The organism is Vibrio sp., from assembly GCF_048266485.1.
Classification (GTDB): domain Bacteria; phylum Pseudomonadota; class Gammaproteobacteria; order Enterobacterales; family Vibrionaceae; genus Vibrio.
The window spans coordinates 554737-575833 of sequence record NZ_JBLWZK010000001.1; the positions used below are offsets into that span (position 1 = coordinate 554737).

20 protein-coding genes, 1 riboswitch and 1 other annotated feature are annotated in these 21097 nt (G+C 39.9%); of the genes, 6 read left to right on the forward strand and 14 right to left on the reverse strand.

Annotated elements, in window-relative coordinates; translation table 11 throughout:
- Positions 1-10: 10 nt before the first annotated feature.
- The 6 genes from hisH to ACN0T8_RS02560 all read right to left on the reverse strand — a co-directional run bounded on the left by hisH (position 11) and on the right by ACN0T8_RS02560 (position 7069).
- Positions 11-652, reverse strand: a complete 642-nt coding sequence (gene hisH, locus ACN0T8_RS02535; protein ID WP_417879090.1) for an imidazole glycerol phosphate synthase subunit HisH — start codon at positions 650-652, stop codon at positions 11-13.
- A complete protein-coding gene (hisB, locus tag ACN0T8_RS02540) occupies positions 652-1725 on the reverse strand; it encodes a bifunctional histidinol-phosphatase/imidazoleglycerol-phosphate dehydratase HisB (RefSeq protein ID WP_417879091.1) in 1074 nt (357 codons plus the stop codon). The genes hisH and hisB overlap by 1 nt, the downstream gene beginning before the upstream one ends.
- 83 nt (positions 1726-1808) lie before the next feature.
- Positions 1809-2858, reverse strand: coding sequence for a histidinol-phosphate transaminase (gene hisC / locus ACN0T8_RS02545; RefSeq protein WP_417879092.1), 1050 nt, complete (start codon positions 2856-2858; stop codon positions 1809-1811).
- Between the two features lie 11 nt (positions 2859-2869).
- Positions 2870-4177, reverse strand: coding sequence for a histidinol dehydrogenase (hisD, locus tag ACN0T8_RS02550; RefSeq protein WP_417879093.1), 1308 nt, complete (start codon positions 4175-4177; stop codon positions 2870-2872).
- A gap of 5 nt (positions 4178-4182) precedes the next feature.
- The gene (gene hisG / locus ACN0T8_RS02555; protein WP_417879094.1) at positions 4183-5079 is read right to left on the reverse strand and encodes an ATP phosphoribosyltransferase; all 897 of its coding nucleotides are present in this window, start codon (positions 5077-5079) and stop codon (positions 4183-4185) included.
- 87 nt (positions 5080-5166) lie between these two features.
- Positions 5167-5294 (reverse strand) — a sequence feature (His leader region).
- A gap of 191 nt (positions 5295-5485) precedes the next feature.
- Entirely contained in the window at positions 5486-7069 is a 1584-nt protein-coding gene (locus ACN0T8_RS02560) for a Na+/H+ antiporter NhaC family protein (RefSeq protein WP_417879095.1), read from the reverse strand.
- A gap of 120 nt (positions 7070-7189) precedes the next feature.
- Positions 7190-7424: riboswitch (Lysine riboswitch) on the reverse strand.
- A gap of 377 nt (positions 7425-7801) precedes the next feature.
- Between ACN0T8_RS02560 and ACN0T8_RS02565 the strand changes: the two genes are divergently transcribed.
- Complete coding sequence (locus tag ACN0T8_RS02565) at positions 7802-8218, forward strand: H-NS family nucleoid-associated regulatory protein (RefSeq protein ID WP_192999320.1); 417 nt, start codon at positions 7802-7804, stop codon at positions 8216-8218.
- A 170-nt stretch (positions 8219-8388) separates the two neighbouring features.
- Here ACN0T8_RS02565 and ACN0T8_RS02570 read toward each other — a convergent pair whose 3' ends face one another.
- The 3 genes from ACN0T8_RS02570 to ACN0T8_RS02580 form a co-directional block, all read right to left on the reverse strand.
- Positions 8389-9693, reverse strand: coding sequence for an inosine/guanosine kinase (locus tag ACN0T8_RS02570; RefSeq protein WP_417879096.1), 1305 nt, complete (start codon positions 9691-9693; stop codon positions 8389-8391).
- Between the two features lie 112 nt (positions 9694-9805).
- Positions 9806-10384 carry a DUF2057 family protein gene (locus tag ACN0T8_RS02575; RefSeq protein WP_417879097.1) on the reverse strand — a complete coding sequence of 193 codons (579 nt, stop codon included), beginning with the start codon at positions 10382-10384 and terminating at the stop codon, positions 9806-9808.
- A gap of 65 nt (positions 10385-10449) precedes the next feature.
- Positions 10450-11424, reverse strand: coding sequence for a porin (locus ACN0T8_RS02580; RefSeq protein WP_417879098.1), 975 nt, complete (start codon positions 11422-11424; stop codon positions 10450-10452).
- 641 nt (positions 11425-12065) lie between these two features.
- Here ACN0T8_RS02580 and dinG point away from each other — a divergent pair.
- Genes dinG through rsmS form a run of 4 tightly spaced genes read left to right on the forward strand, consistent with a single transcriptional unit; the run spans position 12066 to position 15668 of the window.
- Positions 12066-14147 (forward strand): ATP-dependent DNA helicase DinG, encoded by a 2082-nt coding sequence (gene dinG, locus ACN0T8_RS02585; RefSeq protein ID WP_417879099.1) that lies wholly within the window; start codon positions 12066-12068, stop codon positions 14145-14147.
- 15 nt (positions 14148-14162) lie between these two features.
- Positions 14163-14933: a TSUP family transporter gene (locus tag ACN0T8_RS02590; RefSeq protein ID WP_417879100.1), complete on the forward strand. Its 771-nt coding sequence runs from the start codon at positions 14163-14165 to the stop codon at positions 14931-14933.
- Between the two features lie 11 nt (positions 14934-14944).
- Positions 14945-15508: a primosomal replication protein gene (locus tag ACN0T8_RS02595; RefSeq protein WP_417879101.1), complete on the forward strand. Its 564-nt coding sequence runs from the start codon at positions 14945-14947 to the stop codon at positions 15506-15508.
- Positions 15498-15668 carry a pleiotropic regulatory protein RsmS gene (gene rsmS / locus ACN0T8_RS02600; protein ID WP_417879102.1) on the forward strand — a complete coding sequence of 57 codons (171 nt, stop codon included), beginning with the start codon at positions 15498-15500 and terminating at the stop codon, positions 15666-15668. The genes ACN0T8_RS02595 and rsmS overlap by 11 nt, the downstream gene beginning before the upstream one ends.
- A gap of 144 nt (positions 15669-15812) precedes the next feature.
- On the opposite strand, the gene htpX is transcribed toward rsmS, so the two are convergent.
- Positions 15813-16676, reverse strand: coding sequence for a protease HtpX (gene htpX, locus ACN0T8_RS02605; RefSeq protein WP_237295261.1), 864 nt, complete (start codon positions 16674-16676; stop codon positions 15813-15815).
- Between the two features lie 389 nt (positions 16677-17065).
- Between htpX and ACN0T8_RS02610 the strand changes: the two genes are divergently transcribed.
- On the forward strand, positions 17066-17221 hold the full coding sequence (locus tag ACN0T8_RS02610; RefSeq protein ID WP_417879103.1) for a hypothetical protein: 156 nt from the start codon (positions 17066-17068) through the stop codon (positions 17219-17221).
- 88 nt (positions 17222-17309) lie between these two features.
- Here ACN0T8_RS02610 and bioD read toward each other — a convergent pair whose 3' ends face one another.
- From bioD to bioB, 4 genes are read right to left on the reverse strand one after another with little or no spacing between them, the layout of a single operon-like run.
- Complete coding sequence (gene bioD / locus ACN0T8_RS02615) at positions 17310-17993, reverse strand: dethiobiotin synthase (protein ID WP_417879104.1); 684 nt, start codon at positions 17991-17993, stop codon at positions 17310-17312.
- Positions 17990-18793: a malonyl-ACP O-methyltransferase BioC gene (gene bioC / locus ACN0T8_RS02620; RefSeq protein WP_417879105.1), complete on the reverse strand. Its 804-nt coding sequence runs from the start codon at positions 18791-18793 to the stop codon at positions 17990-17992. The genes bioD and bioC overlap by 4 nt, the downstream gene beginning before the upstream one ends.
- Entirely contained in the window at positions 18793-20037 is a 1245-nt protein-coding gene (locus ACN0T8_RS02625) for an 8-amino-7-oxononanoate synthase (RefSeq protein WP_417879106.1), read from the reverse strand. The genes bioC and ACN0T8_RS02625 overlap by 1 nt, the downstream gene beginning before the upstream one ends.
- A 5-nt stretch (positions 20038-20042) precedes the next feature.
- Complete coding sequence (bioB, locus tag ACN0T8_RS02630) at positions 20043-21095, reverse strand: biotin synthase BioB (protein WP_417879107.1); 1053 nt, start codon at positions 21093-21095, stop codon at positions 20043-20045.
- Between the last annotated feature and the right edge of the window lie 2 nt (positions 21096-21097).

Genomic DNA, 21097 nt, shown 5'->3' on the forward strand with positions numbered 1-21097 from the left:
TATTTCCCTTTTATACGTTTAGCTCAAGAAAGTTTTGAATCAGTTTTGCGCCTGCTTTTGAGGAACGCTCTGGGTGAAATTGCACACCATAATAGTTGCCACTTTGCACCGCTGCGGTAAATGGGTTGCCATAGTCACAACTTGCAATGGTGTACTCACCGACTTGCATGGCATAGCTGTGCACAAAGTAGAAATAACTATCTTCCGGAATGTCTTTAAATAATGGATGACCAGATTGAGATTTCACCGTATTCCACCCCATGTGAGGCAAAGGTAAATCACCCGTATCCATTAAGCGAACCTCACCATCACATAGACCTAGGCAATTGACTTCTGCATTACCTTGTTGACCTTTTTCTTCAGACAGTTTGCCTAGTAATTGCATACCAAGACAAATGCCCAATAACGGTTTCTCTACCTTTTTAACCAAGCTAATTAAATCACGCTCTTCTAGGTTCTTCATTGCCTCAGAAGCAGTGCCTACGCCCGGTAGAAATAGTTTATCCGCGCCTAGAACCACGGCAGGATCTTTAGAAATCGTAACCGTATAACCAAGGCGTTCAATAGCAAATCTGACTGATGACACATTGGCGCAACCGGTGTCGATAATCACCACTTGTTGAGCATCATTTGTGACAGATATTGATCCCATTACAGCACTCCTTTACTACTTGGCAATTCGTTACCTTCTACTTTGATCGCTTGACGTAACGTACGACCGAAAGCTTTAAATAAACTTTCAATAATGTGGTGGTCGTTATCGCCAGTTGAAGATAAGTGCAGAGTACAAGCCAGCGTATCTGTTAATGAGCGGAAGAAGTGCACCACCATTTCCGTCGATAAATCGCCCACTTGTTCACGGCTGAATTTAGCATCAAATTTCAAATAAGGACGGCCAGATAAATCCAAACCACATTGCGCTAAACATTCATCCATTGGCAAGCTAAAACCAAAGCGACCAATACCACGTTTATCACCAAGTGCTTCTTTTAACGCTTGACCAAGAGCTAAAGCCGTATCTTCAATGGTGTGATGATCATCAATGTGCAAATCACCTTTAACGTCCACTTTCATTTGGAAACCACCGTGTGTGGCGATTTGATCTAGCATGTGATCAAAAAAGCCCATTCCGGTAGAGATTTGATTACCACCCTGCTCATCTAAATTAACCGCAATACGAATATCGGTTTCTTTAGTCGTGCGAACAACCGTAGAGGTACGAGAATTAACCGTTAGGTCTTTTAAAATATCTAACCAGTTCATGGTTTCAGGATTGTACTGAATACCACGAATCGCCATGTTCTCTGCCAGCTGTAAATCGGTTGCACGATCGCCAATCACTGCCGAGGTTTTAAAATCGACTTTACCTTGCTGTAGGTAATCTTTAACTAAACCGAGTTTAGGTTTACGGCAAGTACAGTTATCGGCATCAAAGTGCGGGCAAATCAACACATCATCAAATTTAACGCCTTGCGATGTAAAAATATCCATCATCATATTGTGTGGCGCATCAAAATCCGCTTGTGGGTAGCTATCCGTACCTAGACCATCTTGATTGGTGACCATCACTAAACGATAACCAGCATCTTGAAGTTTTAATAATACCGGAATGACATTAGGCTCAAATTTCAGCTTGTCTAAACGATCAACTTGAAAATCTTCCGGCGGCTCAACAATTAAGGTGCCATCTCGGTCGATAAAAAGAATTTTATTAGCTTGGCTCACATTGACTTCCTTTCTTAGAGCAGCCACCAATTTAGGTTTGATGGCTCAAATTATTTATATACTGTTCTTTATAAGTTAAAAAGCTACACGATGGCGCTGATTTGATTACGGATGAAGCTTAAGGTCTTTTCACATTCATCACGGTTACCGATACTGATTCGCACGCAATCTTTAATCGGAGAGTTACGTAGAATAATGCCGTTATCCCACGCCGCTTTAAACATCGCATCGCCCTCAGGGAATTGGATTAACAGATAGTTACCCCAGCCATCATAAACCGTCACACCTTGCAGCATAGATAAACCCGCTTGCAAATAGGCGCGATTCGCCGCGAGATCCAGTACCTGATATTTCATACGTGCAAGTCCTGCTTCAGATAATGCCTGACAAGCAATTTCAGCCACCGGAATCGGTACAGGATACGGAGCAATCACTTTCAATAATACATTGATTAACTCTTCGTTAGCCAAAGTAAAACCACAACGCAATCCAGCGAGAGCAAAGGCTTTCGACATAGTTCGCAAAATGGCTAGATTAGGATATTGTGCAAGTAAATCGATTGTTGACGCTTCTGGACAAAAATCGATATAGGCTTCATCCATCACTACAATCGCTTTGTCTTGTGTCATCTCTAATAGAGCAACGATATCTTCACGCTTGATCAGATTCCCGGTTGGATTGTTTGGGCTACATACAAACACCAGTTTCACATTCTCTAACTGCGCTTGAATGCTCTCCAGATCCAGTTGCCACTCTTGAGTTAAAGGCACGACTTTACGTTCAACACCGATGGTTTCGGCACTGATCGCATACATGCCATAAGTCGGAGGGCAATAAAGGATTGCATCTTGATTCGGCTCACAAAAAGCGCGAATAAGTAACTCGATACCTTCATCGGCACCGCGAGAAGTTAATACTTGCTCTGCTTTCACGCCAGCATAAGTCGCGTAGGCTTCAATCAAAGCTTTTGGCTGGCACTCACTATAACGGTTTAAGCGAGTAAAATTGGTTTTATACTCATTATCAAACGGTGATTCATTGGCATTTAGCCAAACATCCCCACTGCCACCAATACGGCGAGCAGACAGGTAGGGTGTTAAAGCTTGAACTTGTTTACGGGCTAACTTTTCCATGTTCTTCCTGCCTATTGCTGATTCAATTGTTCGTTACAAATACGGTCGATACGAATAGTCACGGCGCGTTTGTGCGCATCAAGACCTTCCGCTTCTGCCATAGTAACCACTGTTTGCGCTAAGCCTTTCAAGCCCTCTTTTGATAACTCTTGTACTGTCATACGTTTTGAGAAATCTGCTAAACCTAAGCTTGAGTAGGTTTTAGTGTAGCCATAAGTAGGCAGTACGTGGTTCGTTCCCGAAGCGTAATCCCCAACTGATTCAGGCGACCATTGGCCAAGGAAGATTGAGCCTGCGTTATCGAGTAAAGGCAACAATTCACGAGGGTTTTTAGTCTGAACAATTAAGTGTTCTGGGCCGTAGAAGTTTGAAATTGACACACATTGGGTCAACGATTCGGTAATCACAATCAAGCTTGAGCCTAAGGCTTTCTCAGCAATATCACTGCGCGATAAACTCTTCAACTGTTTTTGTACCGCTTCCGCTACTTGATCAGCAATCATTGGCGATGGTGTTAATAGCACCACTTGTGAATCTGGGCCGTGCTCTGCTTGAGACAATAAATCTGCCGCCACAAAATCCGCATCCGCTGTTTCATCGGCAATCACCAATACTTCTGAAGGACCTGCAGGCATGTCAATCGCAGCACCGCGGAAATCATTGCTTACTTGGCGTTTGGCTTCAGTCACAAAAGCGTTACCTGGACCAAAAATTTTATCGACCTTAGAAACCGTCTCCGTACCGTAAGCCATAGCAGCTACCGCTTGAGCGCCACCGACATTGTAAACTTCATCGATATTACACAATGTCGCCACATACAAAATTTCATCCGCAATTGGCGGAGGTGAACATAACACTACCTTACGACAGCCCGCAATTTGCGCCGGAACGCCCAACATTAATACCGTAGAAGGTAATGGCGCACTACCACCTGGAATATATAAACCCACTTTATTAATTGCACGAGTCACTAATTCACACACTACACCCGGTTGTGTTTCGACACTTAAAGGCTGTGCTTTTTGCGCTTTGTGGAAAACCGAAATGTTCTTATGCGCCTGTTTTAGCGCTTGCTTCATTTCTTCAGATAAACGTTCTACAGCTTCATCAATTTCTTGTTCTGAAACGCGAATAGAATCCGGAATGACTTTATCAAACTTAGTCGTTAATTCTTTAATTGCAGCATCGCCACCTTGTTTCACTTGATTTAATACATCTGTGACAATTGAGGTGATGTTAGCACCATCGCTAATTGCTGGGCGCTCAAGTATTGCATTTTGTTGCTCTTCGCTTAATGATTGCCAAACGACGGTTTTCATATTGCTTACTCCATCATTTTTTCAATTGGTAACACTAAGATTGAACTTGCACCAAGCTCTTTTAAGCCTTCCATCGTTTCCCAGAAAAGGTTTTCGGTACTCACTAAGTGTACTGCGACACGGTTTTTTTCTTGAGATAAAGGTAGAACCGTAGGATCTTCCGCACCCGGTAATAATTGTTTGATTTGTTCTAACTTATCAGATGGAGCGTGCAGCATAATGTATTTTGATTCTTTCGCTTGAATCACACCTTGCATGCGAGTGAGCAGTTTTTCAATCAAACTATCTTGCTCAGCTGAAAATTGACCGGTACGTTGAATTAGTGTCGCTTTAGAGCGGAAAATCACTTCCGCTTCTTTTAAGCCATTGGCTTCTAAAGTTGCACCGGTAGAGACTAAATCTGCAATCGCATCGGCAAGGCCAGCACGAGGCGCAACTTCAACTGAACCCGTTAGCATACAAGTGCTAAAGTTAATACCTTGCTCATCCATGTAGCTTTTTAATAAGTGTGGGTAGGTTGTCGCAATACGTTTGCCCGCGAGATCTTGTGGGCCGTTGTAAGTTTCATCTTTATTAATCGCGATAGATAAACGACAACCGCCGAAGTCTAGGCGACGCAGTGCTTTAAACTCACATGGAGCACCTTCTGCTTTACGATCTAAGCGTACTTCTTCTAATTCATTCTCACCGATAAAGCCAAGGTCAACCACTCCATCCATGATCAAACCAGGAATGTCATCATCACGAACTAACAATAAATCGATTGGCATATTTTCACTGTGTACTACCAGCCTCTCACCAGCAATATTAAATTTAACACCACACTTTTTAAGTAGCTCTTGACACTCTTTGCTCAAGCGGCCTTTCTTTTGAATCGCAATTCTTAATCGTGAATTTGTCATCTTTCTATCCCTGTATTTTTAATTTAATAGTCATAGTTGGTTTATTTAGCACATCCAAAAATGATTGATTTTTTAAAGTGTCCCTAAATGAAAAAACCCCCGGAGAGAAAACTCTTCCGAGGGTTTGAATCTTTTTACTGATTCACGTCCGGAAGAGATATCTTCCGGATGCACACACTCACCCGCAAGATATAACAGGATGATGGTGATGATGAATGTTAATATTCAATGTGCGCATATTTTTGTTTGCTCAATCAGTTTCAATAACTTCACACTACCCAAGCTCGAATATTTTTTCAAGCCTTTATTTGAATTATTTTCACATAAGACTAATCATGAAAGTCTTATACAAAAAGGCTGAGTTATTCGCTAACTCAGCCTTTGGTAATACAATCAAAATAGGAAATTAAACGGCTACTTTTTTCATTTTCGATTTTGAAATAACAGACATAACGATACAACAAACCACAAAAGTCACACTTGCAGCACTAAAGCCCATCAACGAAGACTCTGTCATACCTAAAACGATGAAGCCAACAGATGAAACTATTGCTGTTGCTAATGCATATGGTAACTGAGTAGATACGTGGTCGATATGGTTACAACGAGCCCCTGTCGATGACAAAATTGTGGTATCTGAAATTGGAGAACAGTGATCACCAAATACAGAACCTGCAAGTACTGCACTTAACATAGGAAGCATCAGCGCTAAATCTGTCGCACCTGCTAGGTCTCCTGCAATGGGTAGCATGATGCCGAATGTGCCCCAAGAAGTTCCAGTTGAAAATGCCATCACACCTGAAAGCAAGAACAACAATACCGGCAACCAATGTACATCGATGTTACCTTCTACTAGTGTTGATAGATAAGCACCTGTACCCATATCTTTAATCACTGCGCCAATAGTCCATGCAAAGGCTAAGATCAAAATCGCACCAAACATTGACTTTGCACCAATCCATAACGTGATTAGTACATCTTTTGTTGGCATTTTTTGCTTGAATACTGCACCTACAGCACAAATCAAACCAACTAACGCACCATAGAATAAAGATTGACCAACATTGGTATTTTCAAACGCTTTTAATAAGTTAAATGCTTGGCCATTAACACTTAGTGCATCTGCGCCTGAACTAATCATGAAATATACAGTGGCGATAATTAAAGCAACAATAGGCAGAATCAGGTTAGAAACTGTTCCCTCTTTACTTTCTTTAATTTCAGATTCTTCTGTTAAATCTGGTGCATTCTCATCACGATCATCAGTTTTACCTTGACCCGCAGCAATCTCATGCTTACGCATAAGACCAACATTAAGATCAAACCAGATCATAGAAAATACCATTAATAAAGCAAAAATCGCGTAATAGTTCATCGGTACTAAACGCATATATGCTCCTAGAGCAGAATATTCAGTAATACCATGTGAAATTAAAATTCCACTTACTACTGTCATGATATAAGCCCCCCAGCTAGAAGCAGGCATAAGGACACACATAGGTGCAGCAGTAGAATCCAAAATATAAGCCAACTTGGAGCGAGAAACTTGAAAGCGATCGGTCACAGGACGAGAAATTGCACCTACTGCTAAACTATTAAAGTAATCATCAATAAAGATAAATACCCCTAACCAAGCCGCAAGAAATTGTGTTCCTCTTTTGCTTTTAATGCGCTTTTGAGCCCACTCAGCAAAAGCATAAGTACCACCAGATAGCGTTAATAAAGCAGTCATCATGCCAAGAAGAACAAGAAAAAGTAGGATAAAAAGACTATCCCAATTCAATCCGCCATCACTAACAAACACACCCAATACAGTAGAACTGGTATAGCTTAATGCACCTGATAATGAAAAATCAGCCAGCAAAAAACCACCCAGTAAAATACCAAAACCAAGTGATAAAAGAACACGTCGTGTCAAAATGGCCATCGTCAAAGCAATTGCTGGAGGCAACAGCGATGCCGAGGAAGAAGTAAAATCGATTAAGTTCATGATCAAAAAAAACCAAAATTGGTTAGAGATCTACTGCAGAAGGGATATTGTTGAAGAGTATAATCATAAAACAATAAATTAGCTTGTTGATAAACGTTGAAAGCCAAATCACTTTCATATGTCTACAGTAGCGCTCCATAGTAAAAAAATACAGTATGTAACCTTTAAGGCTAGCACTCTGCAAACTATGGCAGTGCTGCATCTATTAAATGCAACCCCAGCAAGTGGCTCTGATACGCCTAACTAATCAAAACGCACTGATTAGCTCTTACTTCGGCAACATTTCCTTTCGTACGCTCTCAAAGGCATCACCCTAAAACGTATTACTAATAAATATTGCGCCTCTACATCAAACTAAAACAATCTCCTTACAAACAGCCGTTTTTCAGGACATTTTAAAAGGGTTCTAGCAAGATTTGGCTCATTGTAATGATCGAAAATCAAATGGCAAGACAAAAGTCTAACATTTCCATTTCGCCACTAACAACTAACAACTAACAACTAACAACTTAATTATAAAGCTAAATATAGTTAATTTGAATCCATATCTAAAATAACAGCACTATTTGTAACAGTATAAATTATTAAATAAATTTCAAATTTCTCTATTTAAGCAAATATATTTTTTGACTAAAAAAGACAAGCTATATAAAATCAGTTTAACTTTATCTAATAAAGATATTTATTTTAGATAAAACTTAATTCAACAATTCTACTGTATAGGATCCACATATGTCAGAAATCAAAAAATCAGCACTACTAAATATTCGTAGTCTTCGCGCTTTTACTCGTGACGAATTTACCCTAGCGGAAGTAGAAGAGTTACTAGAAAAACTAACTACTGTTGTAGCAGAAAGAAAAGAAGCAGAAGAAAAAGAATTAGCGGAACAAGCAGAGCGCGAAGCTAAATTAGCAGAATACGCTAAAATGATCGCTAAAGACGGAATTGATTTAGAAGACCTTATCTCAGCAATGAGCGGTGGTGAATCAAAATCTAAAGCTCGTAAGAAACGTCAACCTCGCCCTGCAAAATATGAATATACTTTAAATGGTGAGCGTAAGACGTGGACTGGTCAAGGCCGTACGCCTTCTGCAATTCAAGAAGCTCTTGATGCAGGTAAATCGATTGATGATTTCCTAATCAAATAATAACAAAACTCTTATTTGATTATTAATAAAAAGGGAGTATTTAGCTCCCTTTTTTATTCCTAACAATAAGTTACTGTAGATTTTAGATTCAATGATTAAGAATAATTAAACTCATCAATTCATTTTACCCACCCTTTTCATAGCGGGTAAAATTATTGAATTAAATAAACTTATCTTTCCCAGTATGCTTCTTCTAAGCTGTCTTCTTTCTCAGGCAAGCCACGAGATAAACGCGGAGAATGTTGTGCTAATACTTCATAACTTACTCGGTTAGCATACTTACATACTTGAGAGAAAGATGAATAAGTTAAAAATGGATATTCATGTTTACTTGAATTAGGGATATTTTCTTTATGGTATTTATTAGCCGCCATATCATGTAATATCGCAGATAATGCCGCATCACCTGCTCCATTCGTATTCATAATCTTCTCCGGCCCCCCCATATATGGTGCAATATGAGAGTACACTTTAATTGGATTTTCACATTGAGAACGAACCGTTGGGCGGCTAAATTCATACTGATTAAATTCAGCAATCGAGCCTGGTAATAAAGGCAAACTTGTTGGGCGCTTTGCTTCTTCTTCAGTATAACCAGCCATATATAAACCTACTGGGCCGGCGGTGCATAAGACTAAATCTACCCAATCCAGCGCTTTATCTGAAGCTAATAAAGGATCATGTTCTCCTGTTAAAGCTTCTGCCTCCTCTTCATTCATTGCCAAAACAGAAACATTTTGCTTAACAAAATCACGCCAATATTGAGGATCATCTTGAACAACATATTTGGTTCCTAGAGTAAGAACGACTGGAACGTCATATTTTTTCGCGTATTCAATCGCTTTCATTGTTGCATCTGGCATAGGATCGCCCGACTTACAGCGAACCAAATAAGCAGTTAACACTAAAGCTGAAGCGTTTTCAAAAATACGTTCGGGAATACTAGTTGGTAATAATTGATTCATTCTCCCTTCATTAATTGCAAAGGTACGTTCACCATTATCACTAATTAATGCAAAACAACGACCAATTGGGCCTTCAACACCTTGTAGATAATTTAAATCCATACGACTAGAAGTGTTACAAAGGTAGCGATATCCATAACTACCAATTTTAATACTATTACTCATCACACCAAGTAAGGTCGATTTATCATCAGCTAATACGGAGTAATTATGTAACGTATTCCCTATGGTTCCACCCGCGAATTCATCGGTAACCAGGTCATATTCCTTTAACTCGTTATATAATGCTTCTGCTTTTTCATCATCTATAACTAACGAGTGCCCTTTACTCAATTGATATTTTTCAATGAACTCATCACTGACTTTCGCCTCTATATCAACCAACGTTTGGTCAATACCGATAATGTGAGTACGAGACATTCGCTTGCTTTCTTGTGCTTGACTAACAAGCGGATCACGAGCATCAACAGGAAAATAGTGTTTAGATTTACGTTGGCCGGGGAATTTCATAACAACTCTGCATGACAGAAATAAGGGAGGCTAATTGTAGTCATCTAAGTGGGAAACAGCAATATCAGAAGAAATAGCAAACGTTTCCTTCTGATATTTAGAGATTGATTCATTATTTTTTAGTTTTGATCCAGGCTTCAAACTCGTTTAACTCTTCAGTAGAGGCTTGTTGATACCAATATTTAAGATTATTGAGTGCCTGCTTAGATTCAACATTCACTTTCTGTTGTTGTTCAACAATACCAAACGGTAATCCTTTTTCAGCATTATATTCAGATACTAGCAATGGGATATCAGAATAAGGCATGAAACTGCTTTTCGAAGGTAAAATTTCTTGCTCAATCGTTGATTGGTTTTCAATTTTAAAAATAGCGCTGTTTGAATCCACAGCATCTGAGATATTTGAATAACGGTTATGTAATAATCTTAATGATTTTGCATCCGAATTCGTTTGAGTAAAAGTCATAATATAAGGTGGGGTTGAGATATATTTCGACTTTCCTTGATGACTCACACGTTTTGAAAATTCCGCCACAATTTGATTTTGGCCATCTTGTAGCTGATAACTCGAGGCCTCTTTCACTTCCTTACCATTTAAAGATAAGACCGTGATACCAGAGTCAATACTCAATGTAGAGGCATAAAGCGCATGCGAACCAAACAAGGCCAAAGTGAATATAAGTTTTTTCATAATTAATACCCAAATAAAAAAGCCAGCAGTATGCTGACTTTTTATAAATAACTAATAAATTATCATTAGAAGGTAAAGTATGTACCTAATAAGAATAAGTTACCTGTAACATCAGAACCTGATGCTTCATCACCTGATACACCTGAATATTCAGCAAATACTAGAACATTGTCAATAATTGCGTGATCGACACCTACAGTATATGCATTAAATTTAGCATCTGTATCATCATCAACCAAAGCATAAGTTCCGTAGAAACGAGTATCATTCATTTGGTATGCAGCAGCAAAACCATATGTGTTACCTTCAGTAATTGCTGCTAAAACAGTTCTGTCAGTGTTACCTGTAAATTTAAAATCACCACCAAAGTTTTCATACTTTGATGCACTCGCAGCTAAATATAAACCGCCCAGTTGAGCTGAAGCAGATAAAGCTGCAGTATAAGCATCTTCACCATCAGTAGAATAACCAGTACCAACAGTAAATGCATCTGTAATTGACCAATCAGCAGATGCTGCATAGACATTATTTGAGCTATCTGTATCTGTTTGAATATCAGCTGATAGAGCTAAGCCACCAAATGCTTTCTGCCAGCGTACAGCATTGCTGCTATCGACACTTTCGATGGTACCAGCATAAAGACCTTCATTGGTGATATCTGTTTTTTCAAGATTATCAAAAGAGTCACCTGCTTCACCGACTGTGAAAGTACCAAAAGTATCATTAGTGAAACCTAAATACAGATCATCGAAAACAGCACCGTCATCACCGTCTCCTTCTATTTCAAATGATAGGAAAGCTTTATTGCTATCATTAAGTTTGTAATCTACATCAAACTGAGTTTTACCCCATATAGATGCATCTGGATCAGACTTTTGTTTTTCTTCACCGTCAACTTTAACATCACCTGTCATGATGTATGCATCTACCTCACCAGAAAGCTTTACTGATGTTGTTTCACTTGAATAGATCTCAGCCGCACTTGCTGCGCCTGTGAATGCTGCTGCTGATACTGCAAGAGCTAAAAGCGATTTTTTCATAATAATCCACTGCCTTTTATTAATTTGAAATTCCCTTTGGGATTCCTTTCTTTTTTTGTTTTATCGCTCGTTAACATCAAGCCAACAAGCGGTACATCTGATTCGCACCTAAAGATTGCAATAAGTTCCCTGAAAGTGTCAAATTTAATAAAAAAAAATAAATCACCAATCAAAAAATATAAAAATCATTAATAAACAATAAATTACAATCACCCCAAAGATAAAAAGGAAAGAATAAACACCATAAAAACACCCACAGCAGATGTAACAAAAAACAAAAAACTAGCCATAAAAACTAAAAAAACCTAAAATAAACACACATAAACACTAGATAATGTAGAATAAGTGGAATTTAATACTTAATTGAACACAATTCATACAAACCATAGTAAACGATAAGTTTTATGCATCAATATGTGATTCCGATCTTATTTTTCGTGAGAATACAGTAACTAAACGGTGAATTTTCGACCTATACGACATTGAAAAACTTATCATTTACGATGCAATTAATGACTTCTCTAATAAACCAAACTCACATTTTCCCTACCTAACTCCTTATATTTAAATAACCACACTCAGTAGGTTACTTAATCAAACCACTGTGATAATATCCAGTTGTTCAATTATGAGACTCAAACATGCTATCTGCCAATATTCAAAAAGCCATCAAACAGAGCTATCAGAATCTCTCTCATCAATTAGATGGCTTTATTCCTCGCCGAGCTCAAAACTACCTAGTTGCAGAAATCGCAAAAACATTGGCAGGCACCTACCATCAATCCAATCGCATAATTGTGGCTGAAGCAGGAACCGGTATTGGTAAATCACTAGCCTACTTAATGGCCTCGGTTCCTTTCGCTCATTTTGGTGAAAAGAAAATCATTATTTCTACTGCGACGGTCGCTCTACAAGAACAGTTGATTAATAAAGATATGCCACTCTATCGACGCTTAGTCGAAACCCCCTTTACTTTTCTATTGGCAAAAGGACGTCAGCGCTACTGCTGTGCTGAAAAGTTAATGCTGGCTTCTGGTGGGCAACAAGATGGTCAGCAAATGGCTATGTTTGAAAGCAAGCCGAAGAAACAAGATATAAAACAACTGCAAGATTTATATGAAGCCTTCTCAACTCACAAGTGGGATGGCGATAGAGATAGCTGGCCAGAAACCATTAACGACGAGATTTGGAAAACCATCGTCAGTGATAAGCACAGTTGCAATAACTCTATGCCTTCGCATCGTGACTGCCCTTTCCAGAAAGCGAGAGCCGATCTTGATAAAGCCGATATTATTATTGCCAACCACAGCTTAGTGATGGCCGATGCCGATCTTGGTGGAGGCGTGATCCTCCCAGAACCAGAACAAAGTATTTATATTTTTGATGAAGCGCACCATCTACCGAACGTGGCTCGTGAACATGCTTCCGCTGCTGCAAGCTTAAAAGGCGCCGCGGGCTGGCTAGAAAGCCTCAATAAAGCGGTAGTAAAAATAGTAAATTTGACTGATGCTAAACGTAGCACTCGATTTAGAAATGAATTACAAGATGCTATTCAACAACTAATCCCTGCCCTCACTCAATTAAGCACGCGATTTAATGCTAATGAATTTAAGGAGCGTACCTATCGCTTTGAGCACGGAGAATTACCGGCTTGGTTAGAAGAAGAATCTAAAAGCCTAAAAATACTGAGCAAGAAAGCGCATCAGGCCATGAATAAAATCGCCGATTTGATTTCAGAACGAGTTAAAGATGGTGAGTTATCTTCACGTCTGGCTGAACCGGCTCTCGCAGAATCAGGCTTTTATCTGCAACGCTTAGAAAACTTAGCTAAAGTGTGGCATTTAATGGCAGAGCAAAATCATGATAAAGGCGCACCGCTTGCCCGTTGGATAGAAGTGAGTTCTGAACGAGAAGATGACTTTATTATTAGTGTGTCACCGTTAGAGGTTGGCTGGCAACTTGATCGTCAATTATGGAGTCGCTGCGCTGGTGCAGTACTAGTGTCGGCAACCATGAGAGCATTAAACTCATTTCAATATTTTGCTATTCAAGCCGGAATCAGTCAAAAAGCCGAAGATGCGACCCAGTATCTGGCATTAGCATCACCTTTTGACTACCAAAATAAGGCTGAATTACTCGTCCCAAATGTAAAATTTGAACCCCAGCATCCTGACTTTACTCGATATTTGTGTGAAATTTTGCCTACTTATATTGAAAAAAAGAAAGCAAATTTAATTTTATTTTCTTCCTACTGGCAAATGAATCAAGTTGCAGAAAAGCTGGAATCTATCGCATTAAAAGAAAAGTGGAACTTGCAAATTCAAGGTAAATGCTCACGCACCGAAATACTCAATAAACATAAAGCGTATTGCCAATTTGGCCAAACCAGCGTTATTTTCGGCACTGGCAGTTTTTCTGAAGGGCTGGATTTACCTGGTAAGCTACTTGAAAACCTGATCATCACCAAAATTCCATTTGGTGTTCCAACCTCACCTGTCGAAGAAGCGCATTCAGAATATATTGTGCAAAAAGGTGGAAATCCGTTTTTACAAATTTCTGTTCCCGAGGCAAGTAAAAAACTGATTCAGTCTGTTGGACGTTTACTGCGGAAAGAGCAAGATTCTGGTAGAGTCGTGATCTTAGACCGCCGCATCGTGACAAAACGCTACGGAAAATCGTTATTGGATGCCCTACCGCCTTTTAAGCGGAAAATAGAATACTAATTAAGAAGATCATTTATGGAAATGTTAGACCCAACGATGCTTATCATTCTGGGCCTTGTTGCTTTTGCTGCTGGTTTTATCGATGCGGTTGCTGGCGGTGGCGGTATGCTAACCGTACCAGCATTACTTTCTATTGGTCTACCTCCTCATTTGGCGCTCGGTACCAACAAACTATCTGCAACCTTTGCATCTTCGACGGCCGCTTTTACTTATTACAAGAAACGCTTGTTCACACCTGAATTTTGGTATCGTTCCTTTATTGCGACTTTAATTGGTGCAATTAGCGGTACGCTTGTCGTCAATGTCATCAGTACAGATTGGTTAGAAAAGCTATTACCTTTAATTATTCTCGCCACGGCGATTTATACTATTTTTCATAAGTCGCCAACAGAAAATCACAGCGATATGCCAGACTTTGACGCTAAGACGCATAAGAAACAAATTATTCAAGGATTGACCCTTGGCTTTTATGATGGTGCGATTGGCCCCGGCACTGGTGCATTTTGGACGGTCAGTAATATGGTTCTATACCGGATGAATATCTTACTTTCATCTGGCGTAGCTAAAGCCATGAACTTCACCAGCAATTTCACCTCTCTGGTTACCTTTGCCATATTAGGTCACATTAATTGGACACTAGGTTTAACTATGGGGTTGTGTTTAATGGCGGGTGCTTATGTTGGCGCACATTCAGCGATTCGTTTTGGCGCAGCATTTATTCGCCCAGTCTTTGTTACCGTGGTAAGTGTCATGGCGATAAAGCTGGCTTATGAAGCCTGGTTCTAATTGAGGTAGAGATGAGTAGCTTCAGCGATATAGCAGATAAACTTGATACTTTAGCCAAGCAAGCAGCTCAGCGAGATAGGCAAAAAGGCGAGCATCATCAGCCGTTATTTGATGATCACCTTTTTAGCTGTAGGGCCCGTTTCTTGGTTCCATGTGTTTCCGAAGCCCAAGCAACCTATGAAAGCATCATTCGAGAGCAACAGGCAAACAGGCTAACTCAGTTACGCGCTGAACATCTCGCTCAAAAGCTGATAGCGCAATTGGAAGCCATTCAACGTGAATTAGCCACAGGTTCTATTCGCAATACCGAAATAAAGCACAGCAGTTATTACCGCAAGCCCATCAGTGAGCTTTATCAAGATTTATCGCAACATCAAGAGTGGGAAATTCGCTTGAAAGATCTAGTACTGCAAAGGACTCACCAAGTTGACCATTGCAGCAGCTTGCAACGTGCCAAAGCTCAACAAGATCTCCTACTAGCAGAACAACGACTAGAGCGTTGCCAAGCGGCAAAATTGAAAATAGAAAAACAAATTACCTACAGAGAAAGGCATAACCCAAGCAATGACTACTGATAATCAATCTAACTCATTAGATTCTGCACCAGAAGAGATAAAATTGGCGGTCGATCTTATTTATTTGCTAGAGTCGAATGAAATCGATCCGAGTATTGCGCTAGAAGCATTGAAGATTGTTGAAGCAGATTTAATCAGAAAACTAAGAACTAAGAACTAAGAACTAAGAACTAAGAACTCAGCTTATTTTCGAGCAACGAGAAGTGAAACGCCCGAGAATCAAGCCACATATTAAAAAACAAATTCGCCTCTTGTCGCTTTTATCCGACAAGAGGCGAAATTTACTCACACGATAAATCTTGTATTATGAATTACGTAGAGCATCGATACGCTTATCAAGCGGTGGGTGACTCATTAATAATTCCATCATGGTACGCTTGCCATTAATACCAAATGCCATCATAGAACCTTCTAGCTGTGGTTCGTGGCTCATTTTCAAACGCTCAAGAGCAGCAATCATCTTATGTTTACCGACCAAGTTTGCTGCACCAGCGTCTGCATGGAATTCACGATGGCGGCTGTACCACATCGTAATGAAGCTTGCTAAGAAACCAAACACCAATTCAAGTACCATAGAGATCAAAAAATAACTCATCATATTGGTACCACCACCTTCTTCGTTATCTCTCGAACTCACAAGATTTGCAATTGTGCGAGATAAGAAGATAACAAAGGTGTTTACTACGCCTTGCATTAACGTCATGGTCACCATATCACCGTTAGAAATATGGCTAACCTCATGAGCGAGCACGGCCTCAGCTTCATCACGAGTCATGTTGTGCAATAATCCCGTAGATACCGCAACCAAAGAATCATCACGCTTAGCACCAGTTGCAAAGGCATTGATGTCTGGAGAATCATAAATAGCCACGGTTGGCATACCAATACCGGCTTGCTGAGCTTGACGGCTTACTGTTTGAACTAACCAATGCTCGGTTTCATTTCTTGGGGTTTCAATCACTTGACCACCAACAGAACGCAATGCCATTTTTTTAGACATTAATAATGAAATGAATGAGCCACCAAAACCAAATAAAGCTGCCATCACCAATAGTCCAGAAAGGCTACCAGGCTGCATTCCAGTTACCGCATAAACTATATTTAAAACAACACTTAAAACTAGCACTACTGCTAAGTTAGTTGCTAAAAATAACATCACTCGTTTCATTCTTTCGGTCTCCATTGAGAAACTATTCATTAGTCATCGTAACCTTATGGCCACGGCGAAAAAACAGCGTATACCAATATGGTTTAAGTATAGATATAGTCATTCATTTTAAGTTCAAGGTTAAGCGCTAAATTGAAACATTTAATGTCGATCCATCTAACACCATTAAGCAGATTAACGATTACTCTATATGCGAGTGTTAAACATACAATTTGTGACAAAGGGCTCAAATATATAGTTAGCTGATTAATACTCAAGTAAATGAATACTAAGCCTTATATAGCCCTTCACCTGATTCACTCTCATTGAGTTATACTTTAGTCGTATTGCCCATAGCAATTATTAACCTTATTTTATCGATATTACTGCTACAAATAAGGATGATAACTATGGCGGATAAGGAAAATTATCAAATGGCGATCGATTTATTATCGTGCCATTTAGGTTTATCAGAAGAAGAAGCAAAAGAGCGTTTAGGTTTAGCAGAAAAGAAATCAAAGCAACCTATCATTCTGGTCCCTGAAAAGTATCAAGTTCAATCATAGCTATACCCATTTAAAGTACAAAGGCCGCATATTATTCGTTATGCGGCTTTTGTTTTCTTTAAGAATATACCTTTATGTCGTCACTCCACTACTCAAACTTAAGCAAACCTAAATCAATATATTGTTCCACATCCATCATTTCCGATGCAGGCAAATAAGGAATTTCGGCTAATTTAGGCGCGGCAATATGGCGTTTTAAAAAAGCAACATTCTCATCGTAACAACCAAAATTAGGATCAACCTTATTTGCCACCCAACCGACTACTTCTAAACCGTCATTTTGGATTGACTCTAGGGTAAGCAAAGCATGATTCAAACAACCGAGTCGGATACCGACTACGATAATAACCGGTAATTTTTGCTGTTTTACCCAAGTTGATAAAAACTCACTATCAGACACTGGCACTTTCCAGCCACCCGCGCCTTCTACCACAACTATGTCAGATTTCACTTTATGCTGATCTAGGCTTTTATCTAACGAATCAAAATCAATAGTGACTGATTCCCGCTTAGCAGCAATATGCGGCGATGTGGGTAGCAACAGAGCAAAAGGATTAACCTCGGCATAGCTTAGCTCAACATTCGAGGCTTTCTGTAGCGCTAGAGCATCTTCATTAACTAAACCTTGCTCGCTAACTTCACAGCCCGCCGCGATAGGTTTAAATCCTGAAACTCGATAATCACGTTCAGCAAACGCCTTAATAAGTGCTTGAGATACTAAAGTTTTGCCGACTTCGGTATCCGTACCAGTAATAAATACACAATGACTCATTTTGTCAGCTCTCCTAAACAAACTTGATAAGTGGCAGGAAGTTCACCATTCGAATTTTTAAACACTTGGTAGGCTTGATCGACTTGTAATAAAGTTCTAGGTTTGGTTAACCCTTGTGAGCGTCCAGAAACATGCGTTGCACCAATTCCTTTTAAATCTTTCATTAATTCAATAGCCGAAGAATAGTTAAGTATTATTTTTAGGCTTTCTAACTGACATTGTCTCGCTCCCGATTGAAATACGGCCGATTCTAAGCAATCTATTTGATGGAATTGATTCACATGCTGATATTGACGATCGACTTGCTGCCAAGCAGTATGTAATTCGATTAATGATCCCTGTAAAAGCGTTGAATAAACCAATTTTCCTTGCGGTTTTAATACTTGGACCAGTGATGTCATTAAAGCATCCAACTGATGACACCATTGCAATGCAAGACTGGAAAAAATCAAATCAAAGCTATGGGCTTCAAACGGTAACTGCTCAGCATCCCCTTTCAAGTAAGTCACAGGTAAGTTAACACAACGAGACTGGCACACCGCTAACATAGCATCGGATAGGTCGAACGCGATTACTTGCGCGCCACGCAATGCCAGTAATTGAGTGAAATAACCTGTACCGCAGCCAAGATCCAACACTTTCCACCCTGATAAATCATGCGGTAATTTATCCATCAAAAGCTGCCCAACTTGTCTTTGAAAAGCGGCGTGTTGATCATAGGTTTTCGCCGCTTTACTGAACGCTTGGGCAACGGCTATTTTATCTGTATCTCGACATTCAATATCTAATGCTAACGCCATCAATTCTGCCCTCTAAGATTGGCGTCGAATTGATAATATTGAATAATTGCTTGAATAAGCTGTAACACTTGTTGTTGAGAGTGACTGCTATTCAAAGTGATCCTTAACCTTGCCGCATTCGCGGGAACCGTTGGTGGACGAATGGCTCCAACCCACATGCCTTTCTGCTTTAAATAACTCGACAAATCGATAGCTTGTTGGCTATTGCCACATATCAAAGGCTTAATCGCCGTACTAGTCGATCTATATCCAGAAAGTGTTGAGAGTGAGCCATGGAAAATTTCCGATAATTCTGCAAGCTTTTCACGTCGCCATAATTGCTGTTGGATCATAGTAATCGCATGACTAATGGCATAAGCTTGCGCTGGAGGCATTGCGGTTGAGTAAACATAATGTCGCGCAAACTGATTCAAGAATTCTCCCGTGCTTTCATCGCATAAGATTGCCGCCCCTGAAAGCCCTACTGCCTTACCGAACGTCACGATTAAGATATTAGGTTTAATTCCTGATAGCTCAGTAATCCCACCGCCGGATGAACCTAATACTCCTAGTCCATGAGCATCATCGATGGCCAACCAAGCTGGATATTTTTGGCATTGTAGTGAAAGCTCATTTAATGGTGCGATATCACCATCCATACTAAATACGCCTTCAGATACCACTAGCTTGGCTTGTGCTTGTGTTGGTGTTGCTGAAAGCTCAGCAAGTTTGCGACTAAGATCATTCACATCATTATGCTTAAAACGAGACATTGACGCAGGGCTTAGCATGCCTGCTTCCATCAAAGAAGCATGATTCAATTTATCTTGTATAAGATGATCGTGCTTATCCAATAAGGTAAACAACAAGGCTTGATTGGCGCTAAAACCCGAATTAAATAACACCGCTCGAGAGTAACCCAACCATTCGCACAGCTTAGCCTGCAAACTTTGATGCGCCATAGAGAGCCCAGTTACAGCAGGAGATGCACTACTACCGCAACCGTACTGAGTTAATCCCTGTTGCCAAGCTGAAATTAATTCAGGATCACGAGCAAGACCTAGGTAGTCATTACTCGAAAAATTGATATACGGCTTAGACTCTGCGGTTGAGTCCGAAGTAGAAACTGAAATCTGATTATCAGCCAGATGCGAAAATATTTGGGTGTGTCTTTGTAGCCCTTTTTCACGCCGAGCTATCAAGGCTGTTTGGATTTTTTCATCAAACTGATTTTTGCTAATAAGCTGATGTTTTCTGTTAAACATGACGACTAGCTCTGAGCTTCATAGAACAAGTCATCTTTGGTTGGTCGATTAACGACACGCTCGATAACTTGCTCAATTAAATCACTTTCTTGTACTTCATCCGGTTTCTGGTGTACCTCGGAACGATTAATACCTAACTTTTTAAACAGTTGCAGATCAGTATCTTCTTCTGGGTTTGGAGTCGTCAGTAATTTACAGCCGTAGAAAATAGAATTGGCTCCTGCCATAAAACACAACGCCTGCATTTGCTCATTCATATTTTCGCGTCCTGCCGATAGACGTACTGCAGAATGTGGCATCATAATTCGCGCAATAGCGATTAAACGGATAAAGTCAAATGGTTCAACATCATCCACATTTTCCATTGGCGTGCCTTTTACTTTCACCAGCATATTGATTGGTACGCTTTCTGGCTGAGTGGGTAAATTCGCTAATTCAACCAATAAACCAGCACGGTCGCTGACACTCTCTCCCATACCAATAATACCGCCTGAACATATTTTCATTCCTGCATCCCTAACATGAGAAAGAGTATCGAGACGGTCTTGATAAGTTCGAGTAGTAATAATATTGCCGTAAAATTCTGGCGAGGTATCAAGGTTATGGTTGTAGTAATCAAGCCCAGCATTTGATAAATCTTGCGCTTGTTCTGGCGTTAACATACCGAGTGTCATACAGGTTTCTAACCCCATCTCCTTGACACCTTTGATCATTTCCATCAAATACGGCATATCACGCTCTTTAGGGTTTTTCCAAGCCGCTCCCATACAAAACCTTGTTGAACCTGAATTTTTTGCTTTTTGAGCAGCATCTAAAACTCGCTCAACTTCCATTAAGCGCTCTTTTTCTACATCGGTTCGATAATGGGCACTTTGTGGACAATACTTACAATCTTCAGGGCAAGCTCCCGTTTTAATTGAGAGTAATGTGCTGACTTGAACATGATTCGCTTGTTGAAAGTTTCGATGTACAAGCTGCGCTTCAAACAATAAATCCATAAATGGTTTATCAAGTAATTCATGCACTTGCTGCACAGTCCAGTTATGCCTTATCTCCACAA

Excerpts from the sequence above, each read along its gene's own strand:
- ACN0T8_RS02610 (WP_417879103.1), top strand. The coding sequence starts at position 17,066 with ATGGCGGATAAGGAAAATTATCAAATGGCGATCGATTTATTATCGTGC.
- ACN0T8_RS02590 (WP_417879100.1), top strand. The coding sequence starts at position 14,163 with ATGGAAATGTTAGACCCAACGATGCTTATCATTCTGGGCCTTGTTGCT.
- dinG (WP_417879099.1), top strand. The coding sequence starts at position 12,066 with ATGCTATCTGCCAATATTCAAAAAGCCATCAAACAGAGCTATCAGAAT.
- ACN0T8_RS02560 (WP_417879095.1), bottom strand. The coding sequence starts at position 7,069 with ATGAACTTAATCGATTTTACTTCTTCCTCGGCATCGCTGTTGCCTCCA.
- hisD (WP_417879093.1), bottom strand. The coding sequence starts at position 4,177 with ATGAAAACCGTCGTTTGGCAATCATTAAGCGAAGAGCAACAAAATGCA.
- ACN0T8_RS02575 (WP_417879097.1), bottom strand. The coding sequence starts at position 10,384 with ATGAAAAAACTTATATTCACTTTGGCCTTGTTTGGTTCGCATGCGCTT.
- rsmS (WP_417879102.1), top strand. The coding sequence starts at position 15,498 with ATGACTACTGATAATCAATCTAACTCATTAGATTCTGCACCAGAAGAG.
- hisH (WP_417879090.1), bottom strand. The coding sequence starts at position 652 with ATGGGATCAATATCTGTCACAAATGATGCTCAACAAGTGGTGATTATC.
- ACN0T8_RS02570 (WP_417879096.1), bottom strand. The coding sequence starts at position 9,693 with ATGAAATTCCCCGGCCAACGTAAATCTAAACACTATTTTCCTGTTGAT.
- ACN0T8_RS02595 (WP_417879101.1), top strand. The coding sequence starts at position 14,945 with ATGAGTAGCTTCAGCGATATAGCAGATAAACTTGATACTTTAGCCAAG.
- ACN0T8_RS02625 (WP_417879106.1), bottom strand. The coding sequence starts at position 20,037 with ATGTTTAACAGAAAACATCAGCTTATTAGCAAAAATCAGTTTGATGAA.
- hisG (WP_417879094.1), bottom strand. The coding sequence starts at position 5,079 with ATGACAAATTCACGATTAAGAATTGCGATTCAAAAGAAAGGCCGCTTG.
- ACN0T8_RS02565 (WP_192999320.1), top strand. The coding sequence starts at position 7,802 with ATGTCAGAAATCAAAAAATCAGCACTACTAAATATTCGTAGTCTTCGC.
- ACN0T8_RS02580 (WP_417879098.1), bottom strand. The coding sequence starts at position 11,424 with ATGAAAAAATCGCTTTTAGCTCTTGCAGTATCAGCAGCAGCATTCACA.
- hisC (WP_417879092.1), bottom strand. The coding sequence starts at position 2,858 with ATGGAAAAGTTAGCCCGTAAACAAGTTCAAGCTTTAACACCCTACCTG.
- bioC (WP_417879105.1), bottom strand. The coding sequence starts at position 18,793 with ATGGCGTTAGCATTAGATATTGAATGTCGAGATACAGATAAAATAGCC.
- bioD (WP_417879104.1), bottom strand. The coding sequence starts at position 17,993 with ATGAGTCATTGTGTATTTATTACTGGTACGGATACCGAAGTCGGCAAA.
- htpX (WP_237295261.1), bottom strand. The coding sequence starts at position 16,676 with ATGAAACGAGTGATGTTATTTTTAGCAACTAACTTAGCAGTAGTGCTA.